The following is a 25,903-nucleotide window of genomic DNA, read 5'->3' on the forward strand; positions in this document are numbered from 1 at the left end:
GCGCGATCCGGCCGTCGCGGCGGACGGCGCGGTGAGCTCCCGAAGATGCCGGCGCCCGTCACACATCCACCCCGGGGTGCGTCAAGAAAGTGGCGCCGCCCAGGTGACCCGGTGGTGGTGTGACAGGTGTGACAGGTATGACAGGTATGACGAGGGACGAGAAGGAGATGGCGACATGACCGTTCTGATGGTGCGTGCCACGGTGAAGCCCGAGTGTGTCGACGAGCTCGAAGCGGCCCTGCGGAAGATGTTCACCGCGATCGAGGGCGCGCGGCCCAAGGGCGTGCGGTACGCCTCGTACCGGCTGCCCGACGGAGTCACCTACCTCGCGGAACTGGAGATCGCGGACGGAATCGAGAATCCGCTTCCCGGGATCCGGGAGTTCCGCGAGTTCCAGGCGGCCCTCGGGGACTGGCTGGCCGCCCCGCCCGTCGCCGAGCGCCTCGAGGTGCGGGGCGCGTACGTCGCCTGAGGACGCGCGTGTGTGCGTCCGGTGAGAGTCGGCGGGGCTCCGGGCGTGCTCCCGTGCCGTGGCCCCCGTGCCGGGTAGGTTCGCCCCTGACCGCGCGGCCGACCGGCCGGGGAGAGCCCTGACCTGGGCCGGGCGGCGGGTGCGGCCGGCGGTCGGGACCGAGGCGCGTACGGCGCGGGGACCCGCGTACGGCGTGAGGAACCGCATACGTGACAAGGAAAGACGGCGTACCTGAGGGATACGCCCGGTGAACGGTTAGCATCGCGGGCAGTGTTGTCGGCCTGGGATGGAGTGGTGTCGTGCCGGAGGGTCCGCGGATCGCCGTTGCCGTCGTGACGATGGGCAATCGGCCTGTCGAGGTCGACGCGCTGCTCACCTCGGTGGCCAAGCAGGATGTCGCGCCCGCCCGCATCGTGATCGTGGGGAACGGGTGTCCGCTGCCCGACTTCGCCGAGCGGCTCGGACTGCCCGGCGACGTGACCACCATCGAGGTGGACGAGAACCTCGGCTGCCCGGGCGGACGGAACGTGGGCCTCGCGAGGCTCGCGGAGTTCGGGGACGTGGACGTCGTGGTCGAACTCGACGACGACGGACTGCTGGTCGACGCGGACGTGCTGCGCAAGGTCCGCGACCTCTACGCCGCCGACCCGCGCCTCGGCATCGTCGGCTTCCGGATCGCCGACGAGAACGGCGAGACCCAGCGCCGGCACGTGCCCCGGGTCGGGGCGAAGGACCCGATGCGGGGCGGTCCGGTCACCGGGTTCCTCGGCGGTGGGCACGCCCTGTCGATGCCCATGATCGCCGAGATCGGTGACTGGCCCGCCGAGTTCTTCTTCGCCCACGAGGAGACCGACATGGCCTGGCGTGCCATCGACGCCGGGTGGACCGTGCTGTACGAGCCCGAGCTGCTGCTCCAGCACCCGAAGACCTCGCCCGCCCGGCACGCCATCTACTACCGGGTCACCGCCCGCAACCGCGTCTGGCTCACCCGCCGTCGGCTGCCCCTCGCGCTCATCCCCGTGCACCTGGGGATCTGGGTGCTGCTCACGCTCCTGCGGACCCGTTCGCTCGGCGGACTACGGGCCTGGTTCGGCGGTTTCGCGGAAGGCCTGCGCGAGTCCGGCGGCCGGCGGCAGCCGATGCGGTGGCGGACGGTGTGGCGGCTCACGCGGCTCGGACGCCCGCCCGTCATCTGACGGTCCGGTGGGCTCCGGGAAGGACGAAGGCCCCGGTCGTTCACCTCCGACGACCGGGGCCCTCTCTGTCCCCGGATCCGGCCACGGCGGCGACACTCCCCCGAGTTACGCGTCAAACGCGCGCACCGTCGGGCCAGATCCGATGCCCTGATCCCATCAGCCCGCGCCAACGGATCGCTAACATGTGGCCAACGGTTCCCTCGGGAACCGGCCAACGGTTCCGCCGGAACCGGGGGACGGCCGGTGCGAAGTCGCCAGGGGCACGGCCGGACGGTCGCGTGGGAAGGCAGTGGGCGGGCTATGCGGTACGGGCTGCGGTTCGGGCTGCTGGGTCCACCAGTCCTGTACGGCGCCGGCGGTGAGGCCCGGTCGATCGGCAGCGGCAAGATGCGTGCGCTGCTGGTGGCGCTGCTGCTGGAGCCGGGCCGGGTCGTCTCGGTCGACGCGCTCAAGGACGCGCTGTGGGGCGGGGCGCCGCCCGCGTCCGCGCAGGCCTCACTGCAGAACCACGTCACCCGGCTGCGCAGGCTCCTCGACGATCCGGAGCGGCTGCGGGCGGTGCCGCCGGGGTATCTCCTGCGGGTCGGCGAGGGTGAGTTGGACGTCCGTGTCTTCGAGTCCCACGTCACGGCCGCGCGTGCCGCGCATGCCGGGCGGGACGGCGCAGGGGCGCTGCGGGAGGCCCTGGCGGCGCTCGCGCTGTGGCGCGGCACCCCGCTCGGCGGAGTCCGGCCCGAGCTCGGCGGTCATGCCCTCGTCCAGCGGCTGGAGGAGGCCCGGCTGCTGCTTCTGGAGTGGCGCTACGAGGCCGAGTTGTGGATCGCGGGGCCGATCGCCGGAAGTGGCGGGGGCAGGGGCGGGGGAGCGGCCGGGACTTCGGGGAATGCGGCGGGTGCCCGGGGGACGCCTGGCTCCGGGAACCCCACGGGTTACCTGGGGGCTGACGGTTCCGTGGAGGCCAGGAGCGCTGCGGGCGCTGACGGTTCCGGGGACGTCAGGAGCGCTGCGGGCGTGGACGGTTACGGGAGTTCCGCGAACTCTTCGGGCGTGGACGGTTACGGGAGTTCCGCGAACTCTTCGGGCGTGGACGGTTACGGGAGTTCCGCGAACTCTCCGGACGTGGGCGCCTCTGGGCATGCCCGACTCGCCGTTCTCGCACCTGAGTTGGCCGCCCTCGTCGCAGAGCACCCCTTGCGGGAGGCCTTCCACCGGCTGCTGATGCTCGTGCTGCACCGCACCGGTCGCCAGGCGGAGGCCCTGGCCGTCCACCGCGACCTGCGGGCCCGTCTGGTCGAGGAGCTCGGGGTCGAGCCCGGCCCCGCGGTGCGCGAGGCGCATCTGGAGATCCTGCGGGACCGGGGGCCCGGCGGATCAGCCGGAACAGCGGCAACAGGCGGGGCGGGTGTGTCAGGCGGGGCAGGCGGATCGGGCCGGCCAAGGAGAACGAGCGGACCGACCAGGGCGGGCGGACCGAGCAGGGCGGGCGGTCCCGTCGGAGCGGACGGGACCGGTGACGCCGGTCAGGACCTTCGTACCGACACAGGCGCACCGGACGTATCAGCCGTATCGGCGCAGCCGCCCCCACTCCGACCCGCACAACTCCCCGCGCCCCCCGCCCACTTCACCGGCCGCGGCGACGTGCGCGACGAACTCGGCCTGGTCCTGGACACGGACCGGCGGCTGCGCCTGCCCGTTCCGGCCGTGGCCGTCATCAGCGGTATGGCCGGGGTCGGCAAGAGCGCGCTGGCACTGCACGTGGCCCATGGGCTACGGGAACGTTTCCCCGACGGCCAGCTGTACGTCAACCTGCACGGGGCCACTCCCGGAATGACCCCGCTCACGTCCGGCCAGGCGCTCGCGGCACTGCTGCGCGACCTGGGCGTCGAGCCACGTCGGGTCCCCGAACTCCCGGACGCGGCAGCTGCGTTGCTCCGGTCGACGCTGGCCCCGACGCGCACTCTGATGGTGCTGGACGACGCCGCGCACGCCGCCCAGGTGCGGCCGCTGCTGCCGGCCGGCGCCGGGTGCGCGGTGATCGTGACCAGCCGGTCGCCGCTCACCGCGCTGGACGGCGCACACCGTTTCCCGCTCGCCCCGTTGTCGGACGAGGACAGCGCGGCGCTGCTGCGCGCGGTCTCCGGACGCCGCGACGGCCTCGACGGCGGGCACCCGCTCGTCGAACTCACGGGTCGGCTCCCGCTCGCCCTGCGCGTCGTCGCCGCCCGCCTCGCCGCACGCCGCGCGCTCACCCCGGACGCACTGGCCGGTCAACTGACCGACACGGAAAGCCGGTTGCGTCATCTGGAGTACGACGACCTGAGCGTCCGCAGGTCCCTCGCCGTGGCCCATGACGCGCTGCGCGCCTCGGACCGCGAGGCCGACCGTGACGCGGCGCGCGCACTGTGCAGCATCGGGGCGCTCGACCTGCCCGTGTACGGTGCGCCCCTGCTCGCCCGGCTCTCCGGGATCGCCGAGCACCGCGCCGAGGCCGCGCTCGACCGCCTCGTCGACGTCGCCCTCCTCGAGGAGACGGCGTACGCCCGGTACGCACCCCACGACCTCGTCCGCGACTTCGCCCGGGAGATCGCGGGAACGACAACAACGACAGCAACGACAGCGACGGCTGGAGCGACTGGAGCGACGGGAGTAACGGGAACGAGAGAGGCAACAGGGGCGACGGAGACAGCGACGGCGACGGCGACGGGGACCGTACCCGACTCGACCGAGGCACCCGACGGAGCGGCCGGAGCAGCCGGTGTGACCGGTGTGACCGGTGTGACCGGTGCGGAAGCCGCCAAGACGCACGGGGTGACCACGGGCCCCTGCGTCTCCGAGCGTGCCCTGCGCTGGTACGCCGGAGTCGCCGCCCGCTCGCTCGAAGTGATCGTCGAGGCGGGGCTCGACCGCGCGGACCGCAGCCGGCCGACGGCGGCGCAGCCGGCCGCGCACGTGGAGGACGCTGCCGCCACACCCCCGTTCCGCTGCGCCAAGGACGCCTTCGCCTGGGGCGATCTGGAGCTGGAGAACGTGATGACACTGGTGGAGCGGTACGCGGAGGTGTCCGCGTACGTTCCGGTGCTGGTGCGGCTGCTCAACCCCTACCTCCAGCGCGGTGGCCGGGTCGCGGAGTCGGAGGTGCTGCTGCGGACGGCGCTGGGCGCGGCGAGGCGGCTAGGGGACGAGGCCGCGCAGGCGTACGCCCTCGGGGACCTCGCGGGGCTGCACTTCATGACGGGGCGGGCGGGCGAGGCGCTCACACTGAACGACGAGGCGCTGGCGATCTGGCGGCGGCTCGGGGTGCTGTCGTGGGTGCGGCGAGGTCTGAACAACCGCGGCATGCTCCTGGAGGGGCTCGGACGGTACGAGGAGTCCAGCGAGGCGCTGCTGCTGAGCCTCGAACTCTCCCGGGAGCTGGGTGACCCGCACACGGAGGCCATCACCTACAGCCACCTCGGCAACCTGTACGAGCACACCGACGCCCGCGCCGCCATCGACCACCACAAGCGCAGCCTCGCGATCGGCGACGTGATGGACGACGTGATCATCAGGCACTCCGCGCACTGCAACATCGGCTACGCGCACCTCACCCTCGGGGAACCGGCCGCCGCCGTACCGCACTTCGAGGAGAGCCTGCGCATCCTCGGCGGACACGACGACTGGCACGGGGAGTCACAGACCCGGCTCGGGCTGGTGCGCGCGCTGCGCGGGGTGGGGCACTGCGAGCGGGCCGCGCTGGAGTGCGAGCTGCTGCTGTGCCGTGCCGATCGGCGCGCCGACCAGTTCACCGGCGGTTTGGCCCGGCACCAGCGCGGGCTGCTGCTGCGCACCCGGGGGGACGTCGAGGGGGCGTACGTACAGTGGAGGGCGGCGCTGGAGGCGCTGGACGGCAGGGACACCTCGGTGGTGGGCGAGCTGCGGGAGCTGCTCCACGAGGCGTAGCTGCTTGGCGTCCGTGTGGCGATGAGGCGTGGGTGTTTGGCGTCCGTGTGGCAACGAGGCGTAGCTGCTTCGCGTCCGTGTGGCGATGAGGCGTGGGTGTTTGGCGTCCGTGTGGCAACGAGGCGTAGCTGCTTGGCGTCCGTGTGGCAGCGAGGCGTGGCTATTTCGCGTCCGCGTAGCACTCCACCACCGCGGTCGTGAACGGGAAGCGGACCGGTGTCTCGCCGAACGTCAGCCTGCCCGCCAGCTCCGCGGCCTCCCGGACGGCCGCCACGACCACGTCCGCCTCCTCGGCCGGGCAGTGCACGATCACCTCGTCGTGCTGGAAGAAGACCAGCTCGGCGGCGAGGCCGGCGCAGGCGCGGCGGAGGGCGGCGAGCAGCAGCAGCGCCCAGTCGGCGGCGCTGCCCTGGACGACGAAGTTGCGAGCGAAGCGGCCGCGGGCCCGGGAGTTGGAGGAGGCGTATCCGGGCACCCAGCCCTGGTCGCCGGGCGCCTCGGCGGGCTCGTCCTGGGGGAGACCCGCCTCCTCGGACGCCCGGTCGGAGGAACCGGCGGCCGGGGGGCTCGTCCGGCCCAGCCATGTCCGGACGAGCCGGCCCTCCTCGCCCGCGCGGGCTGCGTCGTCCACGTATGCCACCGCCTTGGGGAAGCGGCGGCGCAGTGCGGCCAGGTTCTTCAGGCCGTCACCCGACGTCTGCCCGTAGACCGCGCCGAGGACGGCGAGCTTGGCCTGGGCGCGGTCGCCCGCGAAGGCCCGGTCCGACACCGCCTGGTAGAGGTCGCCCTCCCGGCCCGCGACCTCCATCAGGCCGGGGTCGCGGGAGATCGCGGCCAGTACCCGCGGCTCCATCTGGTCGGCGTCGGCCACCACGAGCCGCCAGCCGGGGTCGGCGACGACGGCACGGCGGATGACCTTGGGGATCTGGAGCGCGCCCCCGCCGTTGGTCACCCAGCGTCCGGTGACCGTGCCGCCCGGGAGGTACTCGGGCCGGAAGCGTCCGTCGCGCACCCAGTCCTGCAGCCAGGACCAGCCGTGGGCCACCCAGATCCGGTACAGCTTCTTGTGGGCGAGCAGGGGTTCCACGGCGGGATGGTCGACGGATTCGATCTCCCATCGCCGGGTGGACCCGACCTTGATCCCGGCCTGCGCGAATGCTTTGACGACGTCGGCGGGCAGGTCGGGTCTGACCCGCCGGCCGAAGGCCGCCGAGACCTCGTCCGTGAGCTCGGCGAGGCGGCGGGGCTCGCCACCGCCCGCGTACCGCTCGCCGAGCAGTTCGTTCAGCAGCTCGCGGTGGACGTCCGCGCGCCAGGGCAGTCCCGTCGCGTTCATCTCCGCCGCCACCAGCATGCCCGCCGACTCGGCGGTGGTGAGCAGGTGCATGCGCTCGGGGTGGGTGGTGGCCGCGTGGCGGCGCCGCTGGTCCGCGTACACCTCGATGAGGTCCTCCAGGGGGAGGTGGACCGGGCGCGGCTCGAAGAGGGACGACTGCGAGCCGGGCTCGGCGGAGCGCTGCGGAGGGTCCGGAGGCACGGGCCCGCCGCGCAGCCTGGCCAGCGCGGCGGCCGCCGAGCGGGGTTCGCCGAGCCGGCCCTCGTGGCCGAGCAGCAGGTTCTCGGCGGCCTCGATGTCGTAGCACCGCTCCACGCGCACCCCGGCGGCGAGCAGGCGCGGGTGGACGCCGGCCGTGGACCGCCACACCCACCGGACCACCTCGGGCCGGGTGCGCACGGCCTCGACGAGATCGGCCTCCCGGCGCACGGGTCCCGCGGGCAGCCCGTCAGGTCCGAGGGGGGCGAGCTCCACGCCGCCGTCCTCGGCCGGTCCGACAGCCCACCGGTCGCTCATGATGCCGAGTCTCGCAGGAGGGTCTGACAACGCCGTCGCGACGACGCGGCTGGTCGGGGCGGTGCGACGGTGCGGCCGGGTACGGCGTCGTGACGTCCGGCCGGTCACGGCGCCTTGGTGAGGTCCTCCAGCGCGCGGGCGATGTGGGCCTCGGTCGCCTGCTTGGTGACGCCGACGCCGCTGAGCACGCCCTGGCCGTTCTCGTGCTCCAGGAGGGCCAGGAGGATGTGTTCGGTGCCGATGTAGTTGTGGCCGAGGCGCAGGGCCTCACGGAAGGTGAGTTCCAGGACCTTCTTCGCGGCGGGGCCGTAGGGGACGAGCTCGGGGACCTCGGCGGCGGCCGGCGGCAGCGCCGCGGTCGCCGCCTCGCGGATCGCGTCCGGGGTCACGCCCTGCGCGGTGATCGCGAGCGCGGCGAGACCCTCGGGCTCGGCGAGCAGACCGAGGACCAGGTGCTCGGGGAGTCCTTCGGCGTTGCCCGAGCTCTTGGCCTCGGCGTGCGCGGCCATGACCACGTGCCGGGCGCGCGGTGTGTAGCGGCCGAAGCCCTGGCTGGGGTCGAGGTCCGACTCGGCCTTCGGGACGAACCGCTTCTGCGCCGCCTGCCGGGTGACCCCCATGCTCCTGCCGATGTCCGTCCAGGACGCGCCCGAACGCCGGGCCTGGTCGACGAAGTGCCCGATCAGATGGTCGGCGACGTCGCCGAGGTGGTCCGCGGCGATCACCGCGTCCTGGAGCTGGTCGAGCGCGTCGGTGTGGACCTTCTTGATGGCCTCGATGAGGTCGTCGAGGCGTACGGATGGCGTGCCGAGTGGGTTCGTCGTCATGTGTCAACCGTAAGTTGACAGTCTGAGGCTGTCAACCCGAAGTTGACATCTCCGCCGGGAAACCTCCGCCGGGAAACCTGCATGGGGAAACCTCGGGGAGATCTCCGAGGCGAGAACCTCCGTGGATACCGTCACGGAAAAACTGTCCACAGGGTGTGGATACTTTTTCCGCTCGAAGGAAGTCCCGGCGCCACCTGCCCCGGGGACGGCCCCGGAGCGCGTGGCACGATCGGAGGATGAGCAGCAGTACGACGCCCAGCACCGTGGAGCGCGCCTTCGGGGCCGCCCTCTACGCCGAGACCGACGCGGCCCTCGACACGGGCGCCTCGCTGCTCGCCGCCGACCCCGCGTCCGACACCGAACTCGCCCTGCGTGGCGCTGAGTTCGTCGCCGCCGCCTGGCGCCGCGGCTGGCAGCCCGCCGACGTCGTACGGTTCGTGCGGCGTGAACTGGACGACGTACACGTACGCCTGGTGTCCGCCCTGATCCTGCGGGAGGACCGGACCCCCCGGGGTCCGCGCTGGGCGGCTCAGCTCGATGAACTGGACGCGGACGCCGAGCCGCCGCGAACCGACCGCTTCACGCACGCCACCACGGTCCTGGAGCTGTACCGGCTGCTGCTGCGGCTGCCCGCCATCGAGCCGTTGGACCCGCCCCGGCAGGACGCGCCGCAGGACTCCCGGATGCTCACCCGCATCCGCGCCCTGCTCGCCAAGGCCGAGGCGACGGGTTTCCCGGAGGAGGCGGAGGCGCTGAGCGCCAAGGCGCAGGAGCTGATGGCGCGGCACAGCATCGACGAGGCGCTGCTCGCCGCCCGTACGCACGCCAAGGACGCGCCCGGCGCCTGCCGCATAGGTGTCGAGCCGCCGTACGAGACGGCCAAGGCGGTACTGCTCGACGCGGCGGCCGGCGCGAACCGCTGCCGTGCCGTGTGGAACGAGCCCCTCGCCTTCTCGACCGTCGTCGGCTTCGAACCCGACCTGGAGGCGGTCGAGCTCCTCTACACCTCGCTGCTCGTGCAGGCCACCGCCGCGATGACGAAGGCGGAGGCGGCGCAGCGGGCGGGCGGGCGGAAACGTACGAGGACGTTCCGGCAGTCGTTCCTCGCCGCGTACGCCCATCGCATCGGGGACCGGCTCGCGACGGCCGCCGAGGGGCAGGTCGCGTCTGCGGAGGGGGAACTGCTGCCCGTCCTGGCGGCCCGCGAGGTGGCGGTCACCGACCACATGGAGCAGATGTTCCCGGACACCGTCACCACCCGGCTGCGCGGGGTGGACGACGCGGCGGGGTGGCAGGAAGGGGCCGCGGCGGCGGACCGGGCCCAGGTCAGGGCCCGGCCGCCGCTGCGATGAGACGACGGGCGGCGTGCCCGGGGAGCGGTGGATCGCTCAGTCGCCGGCCGCCTGGAAGGTGCTCACGGATGCGTTCAGGTCGTCCGCCCCGGTCTTGCCCGCGAGGGGGCCGTACGACCACTTGAAGCGCTGGGCGTCCTTGGCGCCGGGCAGGCTGATCTTCAGCGAGGTCGCGGCGAGGCTCTTCGCGTCGCCCGCCTTGCCGCGCACGTAGGTGATCGTGAAGGAGGCGGTGCCGTCCTTCGCCAGCGACAGCTTCTGCGGCTTCGCCGACTTGTCCGCGAAGATCTCCGTGCCCCGGGCGCTGTCGGACACCTCGATGCCGGGGAAACCGTCGAGGGTGCACTTGGCGCCGTGATTGGTGAGCGTGACGGGCACATTGCCGGTGTCCCCGGCCGCCGGGGCGGTGTTGGCGGGGCCGACCTCGAAGTCGATCCGGTCGATCGGGCAGCCGGTGGAGGAGGCCGCGGTCGCCGTGGAACCGCCGGAATCCTTCTTGTCGGCGCCGCCGCTGTCGCAAGCGGTCAGCATGAGGGCCGCCGCGGCGGTGACGACGGCGATCGGAAGGGCGCGCATGGGTTTCCCCCTGGGTTCGTGACGGTGCACACCGATCATCACGCAGACCGGGGGGTGAGTGTCGCGCGACCCCCCGCTCGGGCGCGTCATCCGGGCGACCGCCACCCGGAGAATCACCTGGACGTCGGGCGGGGCGGGCCGGCGGGCGTCCGGTGCGGGACCGCGGAGCGCGGGGAGATCCGCGTCCCGTCCGGGGGCGTGGACCACAAGTGCGCAGGCGGGAGCGGCGGGCGGGGGGTCAGGACCCCAGGTTCGCCGTCGGCAGCCCCGACGGCAGTTTGCCGCCCTGGGCCTTGTTGTACGACTCCTTGCCGAGACCGCCCGACCAGGTGACCTTGAGCGTCGTGCCGTTGACGGAGTCGACCATGCCCGTGGCGCGCTGCTTGTTCCCGTCCGTACAGGTGAGGTGGATCATCTGCATGCCCGCCTCCTCCCCGGCCGTACCGCTGCACACGGTGCCGCCCGTGGCGAAGAGCCCGGCCTGCTTCCCGGTGATCACCAGCGCCACCGCCTTGCCGCCCGTAGTGGCCAGCCAACTGCCCTCGAGCCCGGTCTTGCCGGTGGGCGGCGTTCCCGAATCCCCGCCCGTGCCGCCGGTTCCGGAGCCGCCGGGGCTCGCGGTCGTCTCCGTGGCACCGGAACCGGAACCTGAGCCGGAGGGGCCGGAGTCGTCGCTGCTGCAGCCGGTCAGCGTGAGCGCGCCCGCCAGACCCGCGGCCACGAGCATGGCGGTGGCCGCGGTCCGAGCCCGCCGACGCGGGTGGATCGCCGAAGTCGCCGATGTCACTGAAGCCCCCAAGGGTGGTGGTGTCGCTGGGGTCGCCGGAACGACCGCAGCAAGCTACCAGGAGCATGCGTGAACGCCTCGGGCGAGTCGTGCGGAGATCGTACGGATGTTCTGGACGCCCGGCCCGACCCGGCCCGACCCGACCCGACCCGGCCCGACCTGGCCCGGCCCGACCCGGCCCGGCTCGACCTGGCGCGGACGGTCCCGTCCCACCCTGGTGGTGGACGTCACCGCGGGCCGGGCGGGCAGCGCGTCAAGTGGCGCTACGAGGAGGCACCGCCGGGGCCGCGGGGGCCGCCGGTGTGCGCGGTGTTCCTGGTGTTCGCGACCGCGGCGGCGTCCGACACCACGCCGAGTACACCCGCCGGAGCGCCGGAGCGCCGGAGCGCCGGAGCGCCGGAGCGCCGGAGCGCCGGACCGCCGGACCGGCTGGCCCGATGGCCTGGAAGTGGCTCCGGCACGACCGTGATCGCGCCCCGGAGAACCGCCCCGTGGCCCACGAGTCCCGACGCGGGACACCCGCCCCGCCGCGCGCCGACGTGCTGGACCACGGTGAGGTCGCGTGGACGAACCTGTCGGTCCGTCTCGACCGCGGGGGCGCCGACCTGCCCTGGAGGATCCTCCGCCGGGGCGGGGCGATCCGCGACGGCAGGGGCGGCCGTGCGACTGTAGGGGTGCCAGAGGCTGCTGGTGTGTGCGAGCGGGAACGCGGGGGAAGAGCGCGCCGCCGCCGCACCGCCGCTCCGGCCGCCGACCGGATCACCGGCCGGAGGTTGAAAACCGGACGTTGAAGCCGAACGTTGAAACTCGAAAGGCTCGCCGTGCGTCTCTTCCCAGTACATAGGGATTCGACCCGGGCGAACCCGTACGGATGCCGGGGCGGACGAACATGCACGGGGGCCGGAGGTCGTGTGTCGGGCGACTTCCGGGGCAGAGGACGGGCCGTGGGCGGCCCGGCGGGCAGCAGGCCGTAGCCGAGCGGACAGCAGGCAGTAGTCAAAGGCCGGTAAAAGCTGTAACCGTGGGACCACCCCCCGTGCACGTGCATCTGCTCATGCATCTGCACATGAACAGAGCTATGATCCGGGGCAGTTGGCCACTGCATCAATGGCCACATCGGCCACTGCACGACCGGGGAGCGACCTGTGGACCACGACGTGTGCGACGTGGATGACGTGTACAACGGCATGGCTGCGACAGAGCTGACCGGGGCGGCCTGGCAGAAGAGCAGGCACAGCAACTCTCAAGGATCCTGCGTGGAGTTCGCGAGGCTGCCGGGCGGTGACGTGGCCGTGCGGAACTCGCGGTTCCCCGAGGGGCCGGCGCTCGTGTACACCCGCGCCGAGATCGAGGCGATGCTCCTGGGCATCAAGGACGGCGAGTTCGACCACCTGATCGCGGGCTGAGGGCGGGATGCCGGCGGAGCAGCGACGGGGCCGCGTTCCGTGAACGCGGTGCGGTCGTCACATCGCGTTGCGTAACGCGCGTAGAACCGCGGCGCCGAAAGGCGCCGCGGTTCTTCATTCGGCCGGGGCCGGTGACGCCGTGGCGGGGGCGTGCGGCGGGAGCCGGAACAGCGCCCACACGACCTTGCCGCTGAGGGTGCCCGCGAGCGGGTGCCAGCCCCAGCTGTCGGCGAACGAGTCGACCAGGAACAGGCCCCGTCCCGACTCCGCCGAGAAGTCGTCCGAGTCGCCGGCCACGGGGCTTTCGTGACTCGGGTCGCGCACCGCGCACACCAGACGTGAGGTCCACCGCATCAAGTGCAGCCGCACGGGCGCGCCCTGGTCGTCCGCGCGGGGTGTGTCCGAGGGCAGAGCGTGCCGCAGCGCGTTCGTCACGAGTTCGGACACCACCAGGCACACGTCGTCGAAGCGGTCGCCCATGTCCCACTGGTCCAGTGTTCTGCGCGTGAACTTCCGGGCCTCTCGCACTGCTTCGTAGCGTGGGGGCAGGGCGCAGGAAGCGGCGCTGGACACGGCCGCGGGATCGAGCGGCGGAAGTCCCTGCCGTAAGGGCTCGAGCATGGTCGATCCATTCGTCCCCATGCGAGGCACTCCCGGGTGTTCGCGGTCGTTGCGATGCAGCGGTGGCGCGGGGACCATGGTTCCGAATGCGTACAGCAGATGCAAGGGCAGATGCACGTGCACGCGCCCGAATTGAAGGCTGTTACACCCTTTTCTGGTTACTTCTTCTGTCACCTTCTTCCCTCTTGTTGGCCCTCGCGTGGTCCTTTGCTGTGGGAGGCCTTCGGAAGCTTTCCGTTTCTGTAATCGAACGAGTACTGCTTGAAGTGTTTTAGTGGCAGACTTCGGCGTCTGAAGACGGTTGGGGAGGCGGACGAACGTGAGCGCTGGTGAGTCGAGCGGCTCTGTGGTGCGGCGCATGCTGCTCGGGTCACATCTGCGGCGCCTGCGGGAGGCGCGCGGAATCACCAGGGAAGCGGCCGGCTACTCGATCCGCGCCTCCGAATCGAAGATCAGCCGCATGGAGTTGGGACGGGTGAGCTTCAAGACGCGCGACGTCGAGGATCTGCTGACGTTGTACGGCATCAACGACGAGGCCGAGCGCACCTCCCTGGTGTCCCTCGCCAAGGAGGCCAACGTCGCGGGCTGGTGGCACAGTTACTCGGACGTCCTGCCCAGCTGGTTCCCGACCTACGTCGGCCTGGAGGGCGCTGCCCATCTGATCCGGTCGTACGAAGTCCAGTTCGTGCACGGCCTGTTGCAGACCGAGTCCTACGCCCACGCGGTCGTCGCGCGCGGTATGAAGGGCGCGAGCGCGGCCGACATCGATCGCCGGGTGGCGTTGCGCCTGGAGCGGCAGAAATACCTCGTCTCCGAGAAGTCCCCGGAGTTCCACATCGTCCTCGACGAGGCCGCGCTGCGCCGCCCCTACGGCGACCGTGAGGTGATGCGCGCCCAGCTCCAGCATCTGATCGAGGTGTCGGAGCGCCCCAACGTGCGCCTTCAGGTGATGCCGTTCAGCTTCGGTGGCCACTCCGGCGAGAGCGGCTCGTTCACGATCCTGAGCTTCCCCGAGTCCGACCTGTCGGACGTCGTCTATCTGGAGCAGCTCACCAGCGCGCTCTACCTGGACAAACGCGAGGACGTCACCCAGTACGAGGGCGCGCTGAAGCAGCTGCAGCAGGACAGTCCCGGGCCGTCCGAGAGCCGCGATCTGCTCCGTGGACTGCTCCAGCTCTCCTGACCCCTCGCCCGGACGTCGCCCAGCCACCTCCCCGCCCTCTCGGGGGAGTCTTCACGTACTGCTCCGAGGGCACTCCAACTCCCTTTGACCACAAGTACGATGACGTCTGATCAGACGTTGATCGGATGTCTGTCGACTCAGACTCAAAATGTCTGCCTCGGCAGCAAGGGGATCGAGGGAGCACATGTCGTCCTACTTCACCGACCTGGCCAGGCAGTACATCGGCGGGGAGTGGCGCCCGGGCACCGGCTCCTGGGACATCATCGACTTCAACCCGTACGACGGTGAGAAGCTGGCGTCCATCACCATAGCCACGGTGGACGAGGTCGACGAGGCATACCGCGCGGCCGAGCGCGCCCAGAAGGAATGGGCCGCGGTCAATCCCTACGCGCGCCGCGCCGTCTTCGAGAAGGCCCTGCGTCTCGTCGAGGAACGCGAGGCGGAGATCACCGAGGTGATCATCGCCGAGCTCGGCGGCACCCACCTCAAGGCCGGCTTCGAGCTCCACCTCGCCAAGGAGTTCCTGCGCGAGTCGATCCAGCTGGCGCTGCGGCCCGAGGGCAGGATCCTTCCCTCGCCGATCGACGGCAAGGAGAACCGCGTCTACCGCGTACCCGTCGGTGTCGTCGGCGTGATCAGCCCCTTCAACTTCCCCTTCCTGCTCTCCCTGAAGTCCGTCGCACCGGCCCTGGCGCTGGGCAACGGCGTCGTCCTGAAGCCGCACCAGAACACCCCGATCGTCGGCGGTTCGCTGGTCGCCAAGATCTTCGAGGACGCGGGGCTCCCCGGCGGCCTGCTCAACGTCGTGATCACCGACATCGCGGAGATCGGCGACGCCTTCATCGAGCACCCCGTCCCGAAGGTCATCTCCTTCACCGGCTCCGACAAGGTCGGCCGGCACGTCGCCACCGTCTGCGCCTCGCACTTCAAGAACGCGGTCCTCGAACTCGGCGGCAACAGCGCGCTGGTGGTCCTGGACGACGCCGACATCGACTACGCCGTGGACGCGGCGGTCTTCAGCCGGTACGTCCACCAGGGCCAGGTCTGCATGGCCGCCAACCGCGTACTCGTGGACCGCTCGATCGCGGACGAGTTCACCGAGAAGTTCGTCGCCAAGGTCAGGACGCTGAAGGTGGGCGACCCGAGCGACCCGCGGACGATCATCGGCCCGGTCATCAACTCCTCCCAGGCGGACGCGATCACGGGCGCCGTCGACCAGGCGATCGCCGAGGGCGCCACCGCGCTCGTCCACGGCACCACCACCGACAACCTGGTCGAGCCGACGGTGCTGACGGACCTGCCGTCCGACTCCGCCATCCTCCGGCAGGAGATCTTCGGCCCCGTCGCGCTCCTCGTCCTCTTCGACGGCGAGGAGGAGGCCGTACGCATCGTCAACGACACCCCGTACGGGCTCAGCGGCGCCGTCCACACCGCCGACGTCGAGCGCGGAGTCTCCTTCGCCAAGCAGATCGACACCGGCATGTTCCACGTCAACGACGGCACCGTGCACGACGAGCCACCGGTCGCCTTCGGCGGCGAGAAGCACTCGGGCATCGGCCGCCTCAACGGCGAGGCGACGGTCGAGGCGTTCACTACCCAGAAGTGGATCTCGGTACAGCACGGGCGGAGTCGCTTCCCGTTCTGAGCGGCGCGTCCTCTGCCGCTCGGATCCCGACGCGCCCACCTCGCGCAGCTGGGACATCGGCCGCACGGAGTCCTGAACCGGCGGAGTCCCCTGACGGCGCGAACGCCTTCGGCCCGGTGGCCCGGGAGCAGGTGGCCGGCCGGAGGCCCGTCCGTCGGCGGGCCGACGGCCGGGTCATAACCTTGGCCGCATGTCAGCGATCCGTCTCCTGGTGCTGGGGGCCGTGCGCCAGCACGGGCGGGCCCACGGGTACCAGGTGCGCAACGACCTCGAGTACTGGGGCGCGCACGAGTGGTCCAACGCCAAGCCCGGCTCGATCTACCACGCGCTCAAGCAGATGGCGAAACAGGGACTGCTGCGCGCCCACGAGATCGCGCCGTCCACGGCGGGCGGCCCCCCACGCACCGAGTACGAGATCACGGACACGGGCACCGCGGAGTACCTCACGCTGCTGCGCCGGTCGTTGACCGCGTACGACCAGAAACCCGACATCCTCTCGGCCGCGCTCGGCTTCATGGTCGACCTCGGCCGGGCGGAGGTCCTCGGGCTCCTGCGGGAGCGGGTGCGCGCCATCGAGGAGTGGCGCACGTCCGTCACCGAGTACTACATCCCCGAGGACGGCCCCGGACAGCTCGGCCACATCGGCGAGATCATGAACTTCTGGGTGCACTCCGCCGACTCCGGAGCCGAATGGACCCGGGGGCTCATCGAGCGGATCCAGGGCGGCGCGTACACGTTCGCCGGCGAGGGCCCACCCTTCGTCGGCGTGCTGGGGGAGGGCGAGGAGAACCCGTACGCGACGGGGGCCGCGCACCCCGGCGACCGGACCTAGGGAGCTGGGGCCCCGCCCCAGCTCCCCGCCGAGGGGCTACCGCGCCCTGGACCCCCGCACCGTCCCAAGGGCTCGTCCTCAAACGCCGGACGGGCCGGAGGCGCGGGCCTGCGCCGGGTGGTTCACGTCCGGCCGGAGTCCCCGGGGACAGGAACCGCGCGCGGCTCCGCCGTCAGTGGTGGAAGCCGGTCGCCCGCTGCTTGTCCTTGGTCCACGGATGCGGCTGGCGGCGCAGCTGGGGCACCAGCCGGTCCAGGTCCTCCAGGAAGAGGTCGGCGAGGTCCGCCGAGAAGCCGTTGCGGCACACCACACGCAGCACGGACAGGTCCTCCCGGTTGGCCGGGAAGGTGTACGCGGGCACCAGCCAGCCGTTCTCCCGCATGCGCCGGGACACGTCGAAGACGTCGTACGCGCTCACATGGGGCGCCGTCGTGAAGGCGAAGACGGGCAGCTGGTCGCCCCGGGTGATCAGGCGGAAGTCCTCCAGCGCCTCGATCCGTCCGGCGAGCCCGCGGGCCAGGTCCCGGGTCGTCTGCTGGACGGCCCGGTAGCCCTCCCGGCCCAGCCGCAGGAAGGTGTAGTACTGCGCCGCGACCTGTGCGCCCGGCCGGGAGAAGTTGAGCGCGAAGGTCGGCATGTCCCCGCCCAGGTAGTTGACCCGGAAGACGAGCTCCTCCGGCAGTTCGGCCGCAGACCGCCACAGCGCCCATCCGACGCCCGGGTAGACGAGCCCGTACTTGTGCCCCGAGGTGTTGATCGACGACACCCGCGGCAGCCGGAAGTCCCAGACCAGCTCCGGGTCCAGGAAGGGGGCGATCATGCCGCCGGACGCGCCGTCGACATGGACGGGGATGTCCAGGCCCGTACGCTCCTGGAGCCGGTCGAGGGCCGCGCAGAGGTCCGCGATCGGCTCGTAGGACCCGTCGAAGGTGGAGCCGAGGATCCCGACGACCCCGATGGTGTTCTCGTCGCACAGCTCGGCCGCCGCCTGCGGGTCGAGGTGGAACCGGTCGCCCTCCATGGGGACTTGACGGGCCTCGACCTCCCAGAAGTTGCAGAACTTCTCCCAGCAGACCTGGACGTTCACGCCCATGACCAGGTTGGGGCGCGCGCCCGGGTAGCGGTCCGCGTTCCGCTGTGTCCAGCGCCGCTTCAGCGCCATCCCCGCGAGCATGCAGGCCTCGCTCGAGCCGGTCGTGGAACAGCCCACCACGGCCCCGGGATCGGGCGCGTTCCACAGGTCCGCGAGCATGGCCACGCAGCGTCGCTCCAGCTCGGCGGTGCGCGGGTACTCGTCCTTGTCGATCATGTTCTTGTCGAGGCACTCCGCCATCAGCACCCCGGCCTGCGGCTCCATCCAGGTGGTGACGAAGGTGGCGAGATTGAGCCGGGCGTTGCCGTCCAGCATCAGTTCGTCGTGGACCAGTTGGTACGCGATCGTGGGTGTCAGGGGCCGGTCCGGGAGCCGGTGCTTGGGCGGGGCCTCGGTCATGTCGCCGAGCGGATTCGCGTCGCCGAAGAAGGGGTTGACTGACATCGGTCGCTCGTCGGGCTTCTCGGGGCCTTTGTGGAGCGGCATGAGCTCTCCCATCGCGTCGGAGGGTCGGGGCCGGAGGGGCGGGGGGCCGGGGGGAAGGTGACGGTCTGTGGGCGGGGCCTGTGGGGTCCGAAGGGGTCCCGTGGGGTCCTGTGGGGTCCTATGAGGTCCTGTGGGGTCAACGAACGGCGGTTCCGTCCTGGTGGAGCTGCATCTGCGGTCTGCCGGTCACCAGCAGCCAGGCCGGCAGGGTCGCGATGCACAGCAGGGCGAGGATCGTGGGAGAGGCGACCAGGACGGCCGCCGTGAACAGGCTCAGCCAGCCCTGCCGGGTGATCGCGAGGAGCATGCCCAGCACCCCCGCGGCCACGCCGAGGGCGGCCGGGACCGCCGGGACGAGCGCGTGGGCGAACAGGCCGAAGGAGGAGCCGATGAAGACGGCCGGGAAGATCCGGCCGCCCCGGAACCCGCAGGACGCGGCGACGACCAGGGCGGCGAGCTTCACCACCGTCATCGTGGCGAACTGCCCGGCCGACCAGCCCTCGGGGTTCCCGGCCAGCTCGCCGACCTCGTCCAGCCCCTTGAACAACGTCAGATGCCCGCCCAGGGCGCCCAGCAGGCCGAGGACGAGCCCGCCGAGCGGGAGCGCCAGCATGGGGTGCCCGAGCCGGGAGAAGGCGCCATGGACGTACGGGAAGGCGTAGACCGCCGCCATGCCGAGCAGCGCCGCCGCGGAGGCGATCACGAGCGCGGCCAGGACGTTGCCACCGTCGGGCGGTCCGAGCGGGGGCAGATGGAGGTCGAAGGCCGGATGGGCCACCAGGGCGGTCGTCGTGGCACCCGTGGCGGCGGCGGTCAACGGCGCGAACAGGTTGTCCCACAGCTTGCCCTCCAGCCGCTGTCCGGCGAACGCCTCGGAGATGACCAGTGCCGCCGCCACCGGCGTCCCGAACAGCGCACCGAGCGTCGCCGCCTCGGCCAGCACCGCCCACAGACCGCCGGACAGCCCCGGCGCGAACCTGCGACCCAGCCAGAACGCGAGGGCGATGTTGGTGGCGATGATCGGGTTCTCCGGCCCCAGGCTCGGACCGCCGGCCAGCATCAGCGCGGTCGCCACCAGCAGGCCCGGCAGCACGGCGGGCGCCACCGGGGGCGCCGAGAGCCCGAGGGTCGCGGGGTCGGGGCCCGCGTGACCCGGGACCTTCCACACCACCAGACCGACCAGTACACCCGTCGCGGTGAGGACGACGAGCATCCAGACCACGGAGTACCGGCCGACCCCCAGCGACTCGGGGAGGCCGTTCCACAGCACCCCCTGAAGTTTCTCCGCGAGCGCGCTCACCCCCAGGAACAGAAGGCTGGCCGCGACACCGACGACGAGTGCCGGGACGATCAGCGGCAGCAGCGCCCGCGCGGGGGTCGCCGGGGCGGAGGCATGTGCCTGCCGGGCCGCGTCGTGGGTCACGCGGTCACCCTAAGCGGGCAAACCGGACATCACATCCGGGGCGGCGCCGCACGAATCCGCGCTTGCACCTCACGTGACGTCAGGGGCCAGGCTGAAGGGCCTACGGAGGAAGGAGCGGAATTGAGCTATTCGGTGGGCGAGGTCGCCGGGTTCGCCGGGGTCACGGTGCGCACCCTGCACCACTACGACGAGATCGGCCTGCTCGTGCCGAGCGGGCGCAGCCACGCGGGTCACCGGCGCTACGGCGACACCGACCTCGACCGGCTGCAGCAGATCCTGTTCTACCGGGAGCTCGGCTTTCCCCTCGACGAGGTCGCCGCCCTGCTCGACGACCCGGAGGCGGACCCGCGCGCGCATCTGCGCCGCCAGCACGAGCTGCTGACCGCCCGGATCGAGAAACTGCAGAAGATGGCCGCGGCCGTGGAACACGCCATGGAGGCACGCACGATGGGCATCAACCTCACGCCCGAGGAGAAGTTCGAGGTCTTCGGGGACAAGGATCCCGAAGCACACGCCGAGGAGGCCGAGCAGCGCTGGGGAGGCACCGAGGCGTACGCCGAGTCGCAGCGCCGCGCCGCCCGCTACACCAAGGACGACTGGAAGCGCATGCAGGCCGAGGTGGCTTCCTGGGGCGAGCGCTACGACGCCCTCATGGAGGCCGGTGAGCCCGCGGCGGGCGGGCGCGCCATGGACATGGCCGAGGAGCACCGGCTCCACATCACCCGGTGGTTCTACGCCTGCTCGTACGAGACGCATCGGGGGCTCGGCGAGATGTACGTGGCCGACGAGCGGTTCAAGGAGTTCTACGACTCCATGCGCCCGGGGCTCGCCGAGCACCTGAAGGAGGCGATCGCGGCGAACGCCACCCGGCACGGCGGCTGACGGCGCCTGTCCCGCGGGTCCCCGGCGGCGCCGGTGTTCTCCCGGTCCTCCGGGGCCCGTTGTTCACGGCTTTGTGCCAGGGGGACCACAGTGCATGCTGGGGACATCCGTGGAACCTGGCGTGGACACCATGCGTTGATAGCTTTGGCCCGCCGTACCAGGACGCCGTTTCTTCCTTCACCCCTCAGGAGCCCGGAACCGTGATGCAGCTCGCCCTCGGTCCAAGCTGGATGGATCCGAACACGCTTCTGGACAACTTCGGAATCTGGGGCCTCCTTCTCATCGTCTTCGCCGAGTCCGGCCTGCTCATCGGCTTCTTCCTGCCGGGCGACTCGCTGCTGTTCACCTGCGGTCTGCTGATCACGTCGCACCAGCTGGACTTCCCGTTGTGGGGTGCCGTCGCCCTGATCTGCGTCGCCGCGATCCTCGGCGACCAGGCGGGCTACCTCTTCGGCAAGAAGGTCGGCCCCTCGCTCTTCAGTCGACCGGACTCCCGCCTCTTCAAGCAGGAGAACGTGGTCAAAGCCCACGAGTTCTTCGAGAAGTACGGCCCCAAGTCCCTGGTCCTGGCCCGCTTCGTGCCGATCGTGCGGACGTTCACGCCGATCATCGCGGGCGTCAGCGGCATGCGGTACCGCTCCTTCATCACGTTCAACATCATCGGCGGCGTCCTGTGGGGCGCGGGCGTCACCCTGCTCGGCTCCTGGCTCGGCAACATCGCCCTCGTCAAGAACAACATCGAGGCGATCCTGATCCTGATCGTCCTCGTCTCGGTGGTCCCGATCGCCATCGAGTTCCTGCGGGCGCGCTCCAAGGCCCGGAAGAACCCGCCGCAGCCGCAGGCCCCCCAGGGCCCGGCCGCGTACCAGCAGCAGCCCATGGCCCCCGTCATGGACGACGCCACGCGCCCGCTGCGCATGCAGCAGCCGCCGCAGGGCCAGGGCCCCTACCAGCAGGACCCTTACCAGCAGCAGGACCCCTACCAGCAGCAGGACCCGTACCAGCAGGGCCGCCGCCGGCCGGGCAGCCACCAGCAGGACCAGTACGCCCAGGGCCAGGGGTACCCCCAGCAGCAGGACCCGTACCAGCAGGGCCAGGGATACCCGCGGCAGCAGCCCCAGCAGCCCCAGCAGCCCCAGCAGCCGTACGGCGACCAGGACCAGGGTTACTACCAGGGCCACGACCGGCACGGCGACCAGAGCTACGGCCAGGACCACGGCCACGACCAGAACCACCAGCCCCAGCAGTACCCCCAGGGCTACCCGCAGCAGCCGTACGACGCGCAGCAGAACCCGTACCACCAGGGCTACCCCCAGGGCTGAACACGGCGGGCCGCGCCCTGGGAGGGGCGTGGGGGGCTCAGAAGCCCCTGGTCCGCTTGGCGGCCCGCCGCCCCGCGGCGGAGCCGCCGGGCACCCGCAGGAACAGCCGGGAGATCTCCGACCCCAGGTTCACCCCGATCGCGATGGCCATCGCGAGCGCGGCGGCCTTGGTGAGGGAGACCAGCCCCTTGTCCACGTTGTTCTGGGCGATGGACAGCAGCCCGAAGTAGGTGGCCGAACCCGGCAGCAGGGGCCCGATCGCGGCGGTCGTGTACGGCAGCGCGGAGGCGAAGCGGTAGCGGGACAGAAGCTGCCCGAAGAGACCCACCAGGCCCGCCGCGACGGCCGTCGAGGCGACCGGTGAGATGCCGCCCGGGTAGTGCATCGCCCCGTACACCGACCAGGCCACCCCGCCGTTGAGGGTCACCGCGAGGACGGTGGACCGCTCCTGCTGGAGCAGGACCGCGAAGGTCAGCGACAGCAGCATGGACGCGGCGATCTGCACCAGGGGCCGCTCGGAGATGCTCAGGGCCTGGTCCGGGTTGAGCTGGGCGTCGAACTTCACGCCGAAATACAGCACCAGCAGGACACCGACGACGATGCCCACGAAGAGGTACATGACCTCCAGCAGGCGCGCGGACGCGGTGATGTAGAAGCCTGTCAGCCCGTCCTGCACGCCCGCGACGAGCGCCCGTCCGGGCAGCAGCGCGAAGAGCCCACCGGTGATCACCGCGGACGCCTTCACGTCGACGTGCGCGAGCTGGAGCGCGACCCCGATCGCGGCCGGCGGCATCGCGGCCACCGTGAACTGGTAGAACTCCGGCAGTCCGCGCCCGGCGCACAGCCACGCGAGCCGGTCGCCGAGCATCGCGCCCAGCGCCGCGGCGACGAACACCACGGCGTCACCGCCCACGAGCACCGAGGCCGCGCCCGCGAGCAGCCCGCTGGAGCCGGTCAGCACCCAGCCGGGATACGGGTGCCGGTTGCGCCGCATCTCGGCGAGCCGCCGGTAGGCGTCCTCCAGGGAGATCCCGGTCTCGGTGTCGCTCAGGTCGTCGACGAGCCGGTAGACGGCCGCCAGGCGTGTGTAGTCGGTGCCCCTGCGGCGTACCGTCCGCGAAGCCGTCACGGGATCGTCCACCAGGGACGGCTGGTGCGAGATCGACAGCAGCGTGAAGGTGACGTTCGGCTCGCAGCGGTCCAGGCCGTAGGAGCGGCAGACGGCGAACATGGCCGCCTCCACGTCCTCGGCGCCCTCGCCGCCCGCGAGCAGCAGCTCGCCGATACGCAGCGTCAGGTCGAGCACGCGCGGGACGGCGGGTCCCGCATCGTCCTCCTTGTGCACCGGCTCGGGTGCCGGGCGCTCGGCCACGGGCATGCGCAGCATCGTGCGCATCCGGTCCTGCCAGGGCACGTCCTTGGTCAGACTGACGACCGGGACGCCCGTCGCCGGTGTGAAGGCCGGCGGGGCGTGCCGCGCGCTGTAGGTGCGCGGCGTGCTGAACGCCGACCCCTCGGAATCCGCGGCCGCCGGCTCCGGCGGCGCCATCCCCTTGGGGATCGCGAACTCCGACGTGGTCCCCGACTCGTCCTCGACCGCCTGCGCCACGCCGTCCGGCTGGACGAAGGCACTCCTCGCCTCGTCCGACTGCGGTTTGCGGTCCTCCGCTTCCGTCACCCACTGCTCCCGACTGCTCAGGTCCAGTACGCCCCAGTATGCGCACTGATACACGAACGGGCCGCGCCACCCCGGCAGGGGTGGCGCGGCCCGCGGAACTCAGGAGGGATCAGTGACCGCCCTGCTCCTTGAATCGCTTGTAGGAACGCTCGATCTCGGCCTCGGCCTCCGTGCGGCCCACCCAGTTGGCGCCCTCGACGGACTTGCCGGGCTCCAGGTCCTTGTAGACCTCGAAGAAGTGCTGGATCTCCAGGCGGTCGAACTCCGACACGTGGTGGATGTCGCGCAGGTGCTCCACCCGCGGGTCGTGCGCCGGGACGCACAGCAGCTTGTCGTCGCCGCCGGCCTCGTCCGTCATACGGAACATGCCGATCGTGCGGCACTGGATGAGGCAGCCCGGGAAGGTCGGCTCGTCCAGGATGACCAGCGCGTCCAGCGGGTCGCCGTCCTCGCCGAGGGTGTTCTCGACGAAGCCGTAGTCGGCCGGGTAGCTGGTCGAGGTGAAGAGTCGACGGTCCAGGCGGATCCGACCGGTCTCGTGGTCCACCTCGTACTTGTTCCGCGAACCCTTCGGAATCTCGATCGTGACGTCGAACTCCACCGGTGGCTCCTCCATGATCAACACATAGTTCTGGTGGTTAAGTGTCCCTCACGCAGGTGTGTGATCGCGAAAGGGGCTGGTGGTCGTGCCAGAGCTGAGGGCTTGGCGGGCCGCGAGACCGCATGTGGTGCGGGTCGCGCGGGCCGTTCAGCCTCGCGTGACGCGGGTCGTCCGAGCCGCGCGACCGCGGGTGAGGCGGGCTGCGCAGTCCGTACGGCCGCGGCTGGTGCGGGTCGCTCAAGCCGTGCGGCCGCGCTCCGGGAGGATCACGACCCCGCAGCTCACGGCCGTGGCCGCCACCGCGGGCCTGGCGCTCGCGGTCGGGGCGGTGACCGTGGCCGGTCCCTGGGACTCCACCGGCCAGCGTACGGCGGAGCGCGACTGGGCCGCATCGCGGGACCGGCAGGGTGGCGCAGATCACGGGCGGAACGCCGATACGTCCCCTACGTCGCCGGCGCCCGCGCCCAGTGCCGCGTCCGTGCTCACCGGCCTCGGCAGCGCCACGTCCGCGGCGCCCGCGCCGGACGGGAAGGCCCTCGCGACCGCCCTCGACCGGCTCCTGGGCGTACCCGCGCTCGGTACCCGGCGCACGGCCGTGGTCGTCGACGTGGCGACCGGCGGACGGCTGTACGGCAAGGAGGCCGGCACCGCCCAGACCCCGGCCTCCACGACCAAGATCGCCACCGCGGTCGCCGTGCTCTCCGCCGCGGGCGCCGACCACCGCCTCGTGACCCGCACGGTGCTGGAGCCCGGCACCAAGGAGGTCGTCCTCGTCGGCGGCGGCGACCCGACACTGACCGCCCGCAAGGACGCCGGGGAGTGGGCGAGCCTGCGCACCCTCGCCGACGACACGGCGAAAGCGCTGAAGGCACGTCACCTGGACGAGGTGACGCTCTCGTACGACACCTCGCTCTACTCCGGTCCCGCCGTGCACCCCATCGGCCCCAACCCCAACCTCGCGCCGGTCAGCGCCCTGACGGCCGACGAGGGCCGTACCGACGCCTCCACCAGCGGCCCGGCCGCACGCACCGCGGACCCGGCGGCGGACGCCGCCGGCACGTTCGCGGACCTGCTGCGGGCCAAGGGCATCGACACCACGTCACCCGGCCCGTCGAGAGCCACCAGCGGCTCACAGGCCCTCGCCTCGGTCTCCTCGCCACCCCTGTCCGCCCTCGTGGAGCGGATGCTGACGAACAGCGACAACGACATCGCGGAGGCCATGGCGCGTCAGGTCGCCGTCGTCACGGGACGGAAGCCGAGCTTCGGCGGCGGCGCCGGGGCGATCGACGCGCAGCTGCGGAAGCTCGGACTCCCGCTGGCCGGGGCCCACTTCACGGACGGCAGCGGCCTCAACCGCGACGACCGGCTGACGGCTGACCTGCTCACCGCCCTCCTGGTGCAGGCCGGCGACCCCGCCCGCCCCGAGCTCCGCCCGGTCCTGACCGGCCTCCCGGTAGCGGGCTTCACGGGCACCCTCAGCGACCGCTACACCGACGACTCCTCCGGCCCCGGCGTCGTACGCGCCAAGACCGGCACCCTGACCGGGGTGAACACCCTGGCGGGCACGGTCGTCGACGCGGACGGCCGACTGCTGGCCTTCGCCTTCCTGGCCTCCGGCACCTCCGACCCGATGGCGGCCCAGTCGGCCCTCGACGACACGGCCTCGGCACTGGCGGGCTGCGGCTGCCGTTAGGCCGTGCCCGAGCGTCCCTCCCCGCCCCGCCGGACGC

The 25,903-nt window shown here is 71.8% G+C and carries 20 protein-coding genes; 11 read left to right on the plus strand and 9 right to left on the minus strand.

What is annotated here, in order from left to right:
• Positions 1–175 precede the first annotated feature (175 nt).
• The 3 genes from ACFVTC_RS34555 to ACFVTC_RS34565 all read left to right on the plus strand — a co-directional run bounded on the left by ACFVTC_RS34555 (position 176) and on the right by ACFVTC_RS34565 (position 5,607).
• Complete coding sequence (locus ACFVTC_RS34555; RefSeq protein ID WP_390132417.1) at positions 176–472, plus strand: hypothetical protein; 297 nt, start codon at positions 176–178, stop codon at positions 470–472.
• 281 nt (positions 473–753) lie between these two features.
• Positions 754–1,668: a glycosyltransferase family 2 protein gene (locus ACFVTC_RS34560; RefSeq protein WP_390132524.1), complete on the plus strand. Its 915-nt coding sequence runs from the start codon at positions 754–756 to the stop codon at positions 1,666–1,668.
• A gap of 300 nt (positions 1,669–1,968) precedes the next feature.
• Positions 1,969–5,607, plus strand: coding sequence for a BTAD domain-containing putative transcriptional regulator (locus ACFVTC_RS34565; protein WP_390132418.1), 3,639 nt, complete (start codon positions 1,969–1,971; stop codon positions 5,605–5,607).
• 160 nt (positions 5,608–5,767) lie between these two features.
• On the opposite strand, the gene ACFVTC_RS34570 is transcribed toward ACFVTC_RS34565, so the two are convergent.
• Positions 5,768–7,459: a bifunctional 3'-5' exonuclease/DNA polymerase gene (locus tag ACFVTC_RS34570; protein WP_390132420.1), complete on the minus strand. Its 1,692-nt coding sequence runs from the start codon at positions 7,457–7,459 to the stop codon at positions 5,768–5,770.
• Positions 7,460–7,563: 104 nt separating this feature from the next.
• Positions 7,564–8,286 (minus strand): Clp protease N-terminal domain-containing protein, encoded by a 723-nt coding sequence (locus ACFVTC_RS34575; RefSeq protein ID WP_390132421.1) that lies wholly within the window; start codon positions 8,284–8,286, stop codon positions 7,564–7,566.
• A gap of 236 nt (positions 8,287–8,522) precedes the next feature.
• On the opposite strand from ACFVTC_RS34575, the gene ACFVTC_RS34580 reads away from it, so the two are divergent.
• Positions 8,523–9,638, plus strand: coding sequence for a DUF2786 domain-containing protein (locus tag ACFVTC_RS34580; RefSeq protein WP_390132422.1), 1,116 nt, complete (start codon positions 8,523–8,525; stop codon positions 9,636–9,638).
• 36 nt (positions 9,639–9,674) lie between these two features.
• Here ACFVTC_RS34580 and ACFVTC_RS34585 read toward each other — a convergent pair whose 3' ends face one another.
• Positions 9,675–10,214 carry a DUF4232 domain-containing protein gene (locus ACFVTC_RS34585; protein WP_390132424.1) on the minus strand — a complete coding sequence of 180 codons (540 nt, stop codon included), beginning with the start codon at positions 10,212–10,214 and terminating at the stop codon, positions 9,675–9,677.
• Positions 10,215–10,452: 238 nt separating this feature from the next.
• Positions 10,453–10,941, minus strand: coding sequence for a hypothetical protein (locus ACFVTC_RS34590; RefSeq protein ID WP_390132526.1), 489 nt, complete (start codon positions 10,939–10,941; stop codon positions 10,453–10,455).
• Between the two features lie 1,205 nt (positions 10,942–12,146).
• On the opposite strand from ACFVTC_RS34590, the gene ACFVTC_RS34595 reads away from it, so the two are divergent.
• Positions 12,147–12,407, plus strand: coding sequence for a DUF397 domain-containing protein (locus tag ACFVTC_RS34595; protein WP_168529301.1), 261 nt, complete (start codon positions 12,147–12,149; stop codon positions 12,405–12,407).
• 114 nt (positions 12,408–12,521) lie between these two features.
• Here the strand turns inward: ACFVTC_RS34595 and ACFVTC_RS34600 are convergent, their stop codons facing one another.
• Positions 12,522–13,028: an ATP-binding protein gene (locus ACFVTC_RS34600; protein WP_390132425.1), complete on the minus strand. Its 507-nt coding sequence runs from the start codon at positions 13,026–13,028 to the stop codon at positions 12,522–12,524.
• A gap of 358 nt (positions 13,029–13,386) precedes the next feature.
• On the opposite strand from ACFVTC_RS34600, the gene ACFVTC_RS34605 reads away from it, so the two are divergent.
• From ACFVTC_RS34605 to ACFVTC_RS34615, 3 genes are all read left to right on the plus strand, one after another.
• A complete protein-coding gene (locus tag ACFVTC_RS34605; protein WP_390132528.1) occupies positions 13,387–14,211 on the plus strand; it encodes a helix-turn-helix domain-containing protein in 825 nt (274 codons plus the stop codon).
• 184 nt (positions 14,212–14,395) lie between these two features.
• Entirely contained in the window at positions 14,396–15,856 is a 1,461-nt protein-coding gene (locus ACFVTC_RS34610; RefSeq protein ID WP_390132426.1) for an aldehyde dehydrogenase family protein, read from the plus strand.
• 190 nt (positions 15,857–16,046) lie between these two features.
• Entirely contained in the window at positions 16,047–16,688 is a 642-nt protein-coding gene (locus tag ACFVTC_RS34615; RefSeq protein WP_390132427.1) for a PadR family transcriptional regulator, read from the plus strand.
• Positions 16,689–16,860: 172 nt separating this feature from the next.
• On the opposite strand, the gene ACFVTC_RS34620 is transcribed toward ACFVTC_RS34615, so the two are convergent.
• Positions 16,861–18,267: a glutamate decarboxylase gene (locus tag ACFVTC_RS34620; protein WP_390132429.1), complete on the minus strand. Its 1,407-nt coding sequence runs from the start codon at positions 18,265–18,267 to the stop codon at positions 16,861–16,863.
• A 136-nt stretch (positions 18,268–18,403) separates the two neighbouring features.
• Positions 18,404–19,690, minus strand: coding sequence for an ion channel protein (locus ACFVTC_RS34625; RefSeq protein WP_390132430.1), 1,287 nt, complete (start codon positions 19,688–19,690; stop codon positions 18,404–18,406).
• Between the two features lie 120 nt (positions 19,691–19,810).
• Here ACFVTC_RS34625 and ACFVTC_RS34630 point away from each other — a divergent pair, with 120 nt between their 5' ends.
• Complete coding sequence (locus ACFVTC_RS34630) at positions 19,811–20,572, plus strand: MerR family transcriptional regulator (RefSeq protein ID WP_390132431.1); 762 nt, start codon at positions 19,811–19,813, stop codon at positions 20,570–20,572.
• 200 nt (positions 20,573–20,772) lie between these two features.
• On the plus strand, positions 20,773–21,894 hold the full coding sequence (locus ACFVTC_RS34635) for a DedA family protein (protein WP_390132432.1): 1,122 nt from the start codon (positions 20,773–20,775) through the stop codon (positions 21,892–21,894).
• A 37-nt stretch (positions 21,895–21,931) separates the two neighbouring features.
• Here ACFVTC_RS34635 and ACFVTC_RS34640 read toward each other — a convergent pair whose 3' ends face one another.
• Positions 21,932–23,572, minus strand: coding sequence for a threonine/serine exporter ThrE family protein (locus ACFVTC_RS34640; protein ID WP_390132434.1), 1,641 nt, complete (start codon positions 23,570–23,572; stop codon positions 21,932–21,934).
• Between the two features lie 109 nt (positions 23,573–23,681).
• On the minus strand, positions 23,682–24,173 hold the full coding sequence (locus tag ACFVTC_RS34645; protein ID WP_148012437.1) for an inorganic diphosphatase: 492 nt from the start codon (positions 24,171–24,173) through the stop codon (positions 23,682–23,684).
• Positions 24,174–24,252: 79 nt separating this feature from the next.
• Here ACFVTC_RS34645 and dacB point away from each other — a divergent pair, with 79 nt between their 5' ends.
• Complete coding sequence (dacB, locus tag ACFVTC_RS34650; protein ID WP_390132435.1) at positions 24,253–25,866, plus strand: D-alanyl-D-alanine carboxypeptidase/D-alanyl-D-alanine-endopeptidase; 1,614 nt, start codon at positions 24,253–24,255, stop codon at positions 25,864–25,866.
• The last annotated feature ends 37 nt before the right edge of the window (positions 25,867–25,903 follow it).

The sequence above is a fragment of the Streptomyces sp. NPDC057950 genome, from assembly GCF_042887295.1.
GTDB lineage: Bacteria > Actinomycetota > Actinomycetes > Streptomycetales > Streptomycetaceae > Streptomyces > Streptomyces kaempferi.

Bases quoted from the DNA above. Each gene is read 5' to 3' on its own strand.
- ACFVTC_RS34580 (WP_390132422.1), top strand. From the start codon at position 8,523: ATGAGCAGCAGTACGACGCCCAGCACCGTGGAGCGCGCCTTCGGGGCC.
- ACFVTC_RS34585 (WP_390132424.1), bottom strand. From the start codon at position 10,214: ATGCGCGCCCTTCCGATCGCCGTCGTCACCGCCGCGGCGGCCCTCATG.
- ACFVTC_RS34615 (WP_390132427.1), top strand. From the start codon at position 16,047: ATGTCAGCGATCCGTCTCCTGGTGCTGGGGGCCGTGCGCCAGCACGGG.
- ACFVTC_RS34620 (WP_390132429.1), bottom strand. From the start codon at position 18,267: ATGCCGCTCCACAAAGGCCCCGAGAAGCCCGACGAGCGACCGATGTCA.
- ACFVTC_RS34590 (WP_390132526.1), bottom strand. From the start codon at position 10,941: ATGCTCGTGGCCGCGGGTCTGGCGGGCGCGCTCACGCTGACCGGCTGC.
- ACFVTC_RS34605 (WP_390132528.1), top strand. From the start codon at position 13,387: ATGCTGCTCGGGTCACATCTGCGGCGCCTGCGGGAGGCGCGCGGAATC.
- ACFVTC_RS34610 (WP_390132426.1), top strand. From the start codon at position 14,396: ATGTCGTCCTACTTCACCGACCTGGCCAGGCAGTACATCGGCGGGGAG.
- ACFVTC_RS34565 (WP_390132418.1), top strand. From the start codon at position 1,969: ATGCGGTACGGGCTGCGGTTCGGGCTGCTGGGTCCACCAGTCCTGTAC.
- ACFVTC_RS34600 (WP_390132425.1), bottom strand. From the start codon at position 13,028: ATGCTCGAGCCCTTACGGCAGGGACTTCCGCCGCTCGATCCCGCGGCC.
- ACFVTC_RS34570 (WP_390132420.1), bottom strand. From the start codon at position 7,459: ATGAGCGACCGGTGGGCTGTCGGACCGGCCGAGGACGGCGGCGTGGAG.
- ACFVTC_RS34555 (WP_390132417.1), top strand. From the start codon at position 176: ATGACCGTTCTGATGGTGCGTGCCACGGTGAAGCCCGAGTGTGTCGAC.
- ACFVTC_RS34575 (WP_390132421.1), bottom strand. From the start codon at position 8,286: ATGACGACGAACCCACTCGGCACGCCATCCGTACGCCTCGACGACCTC.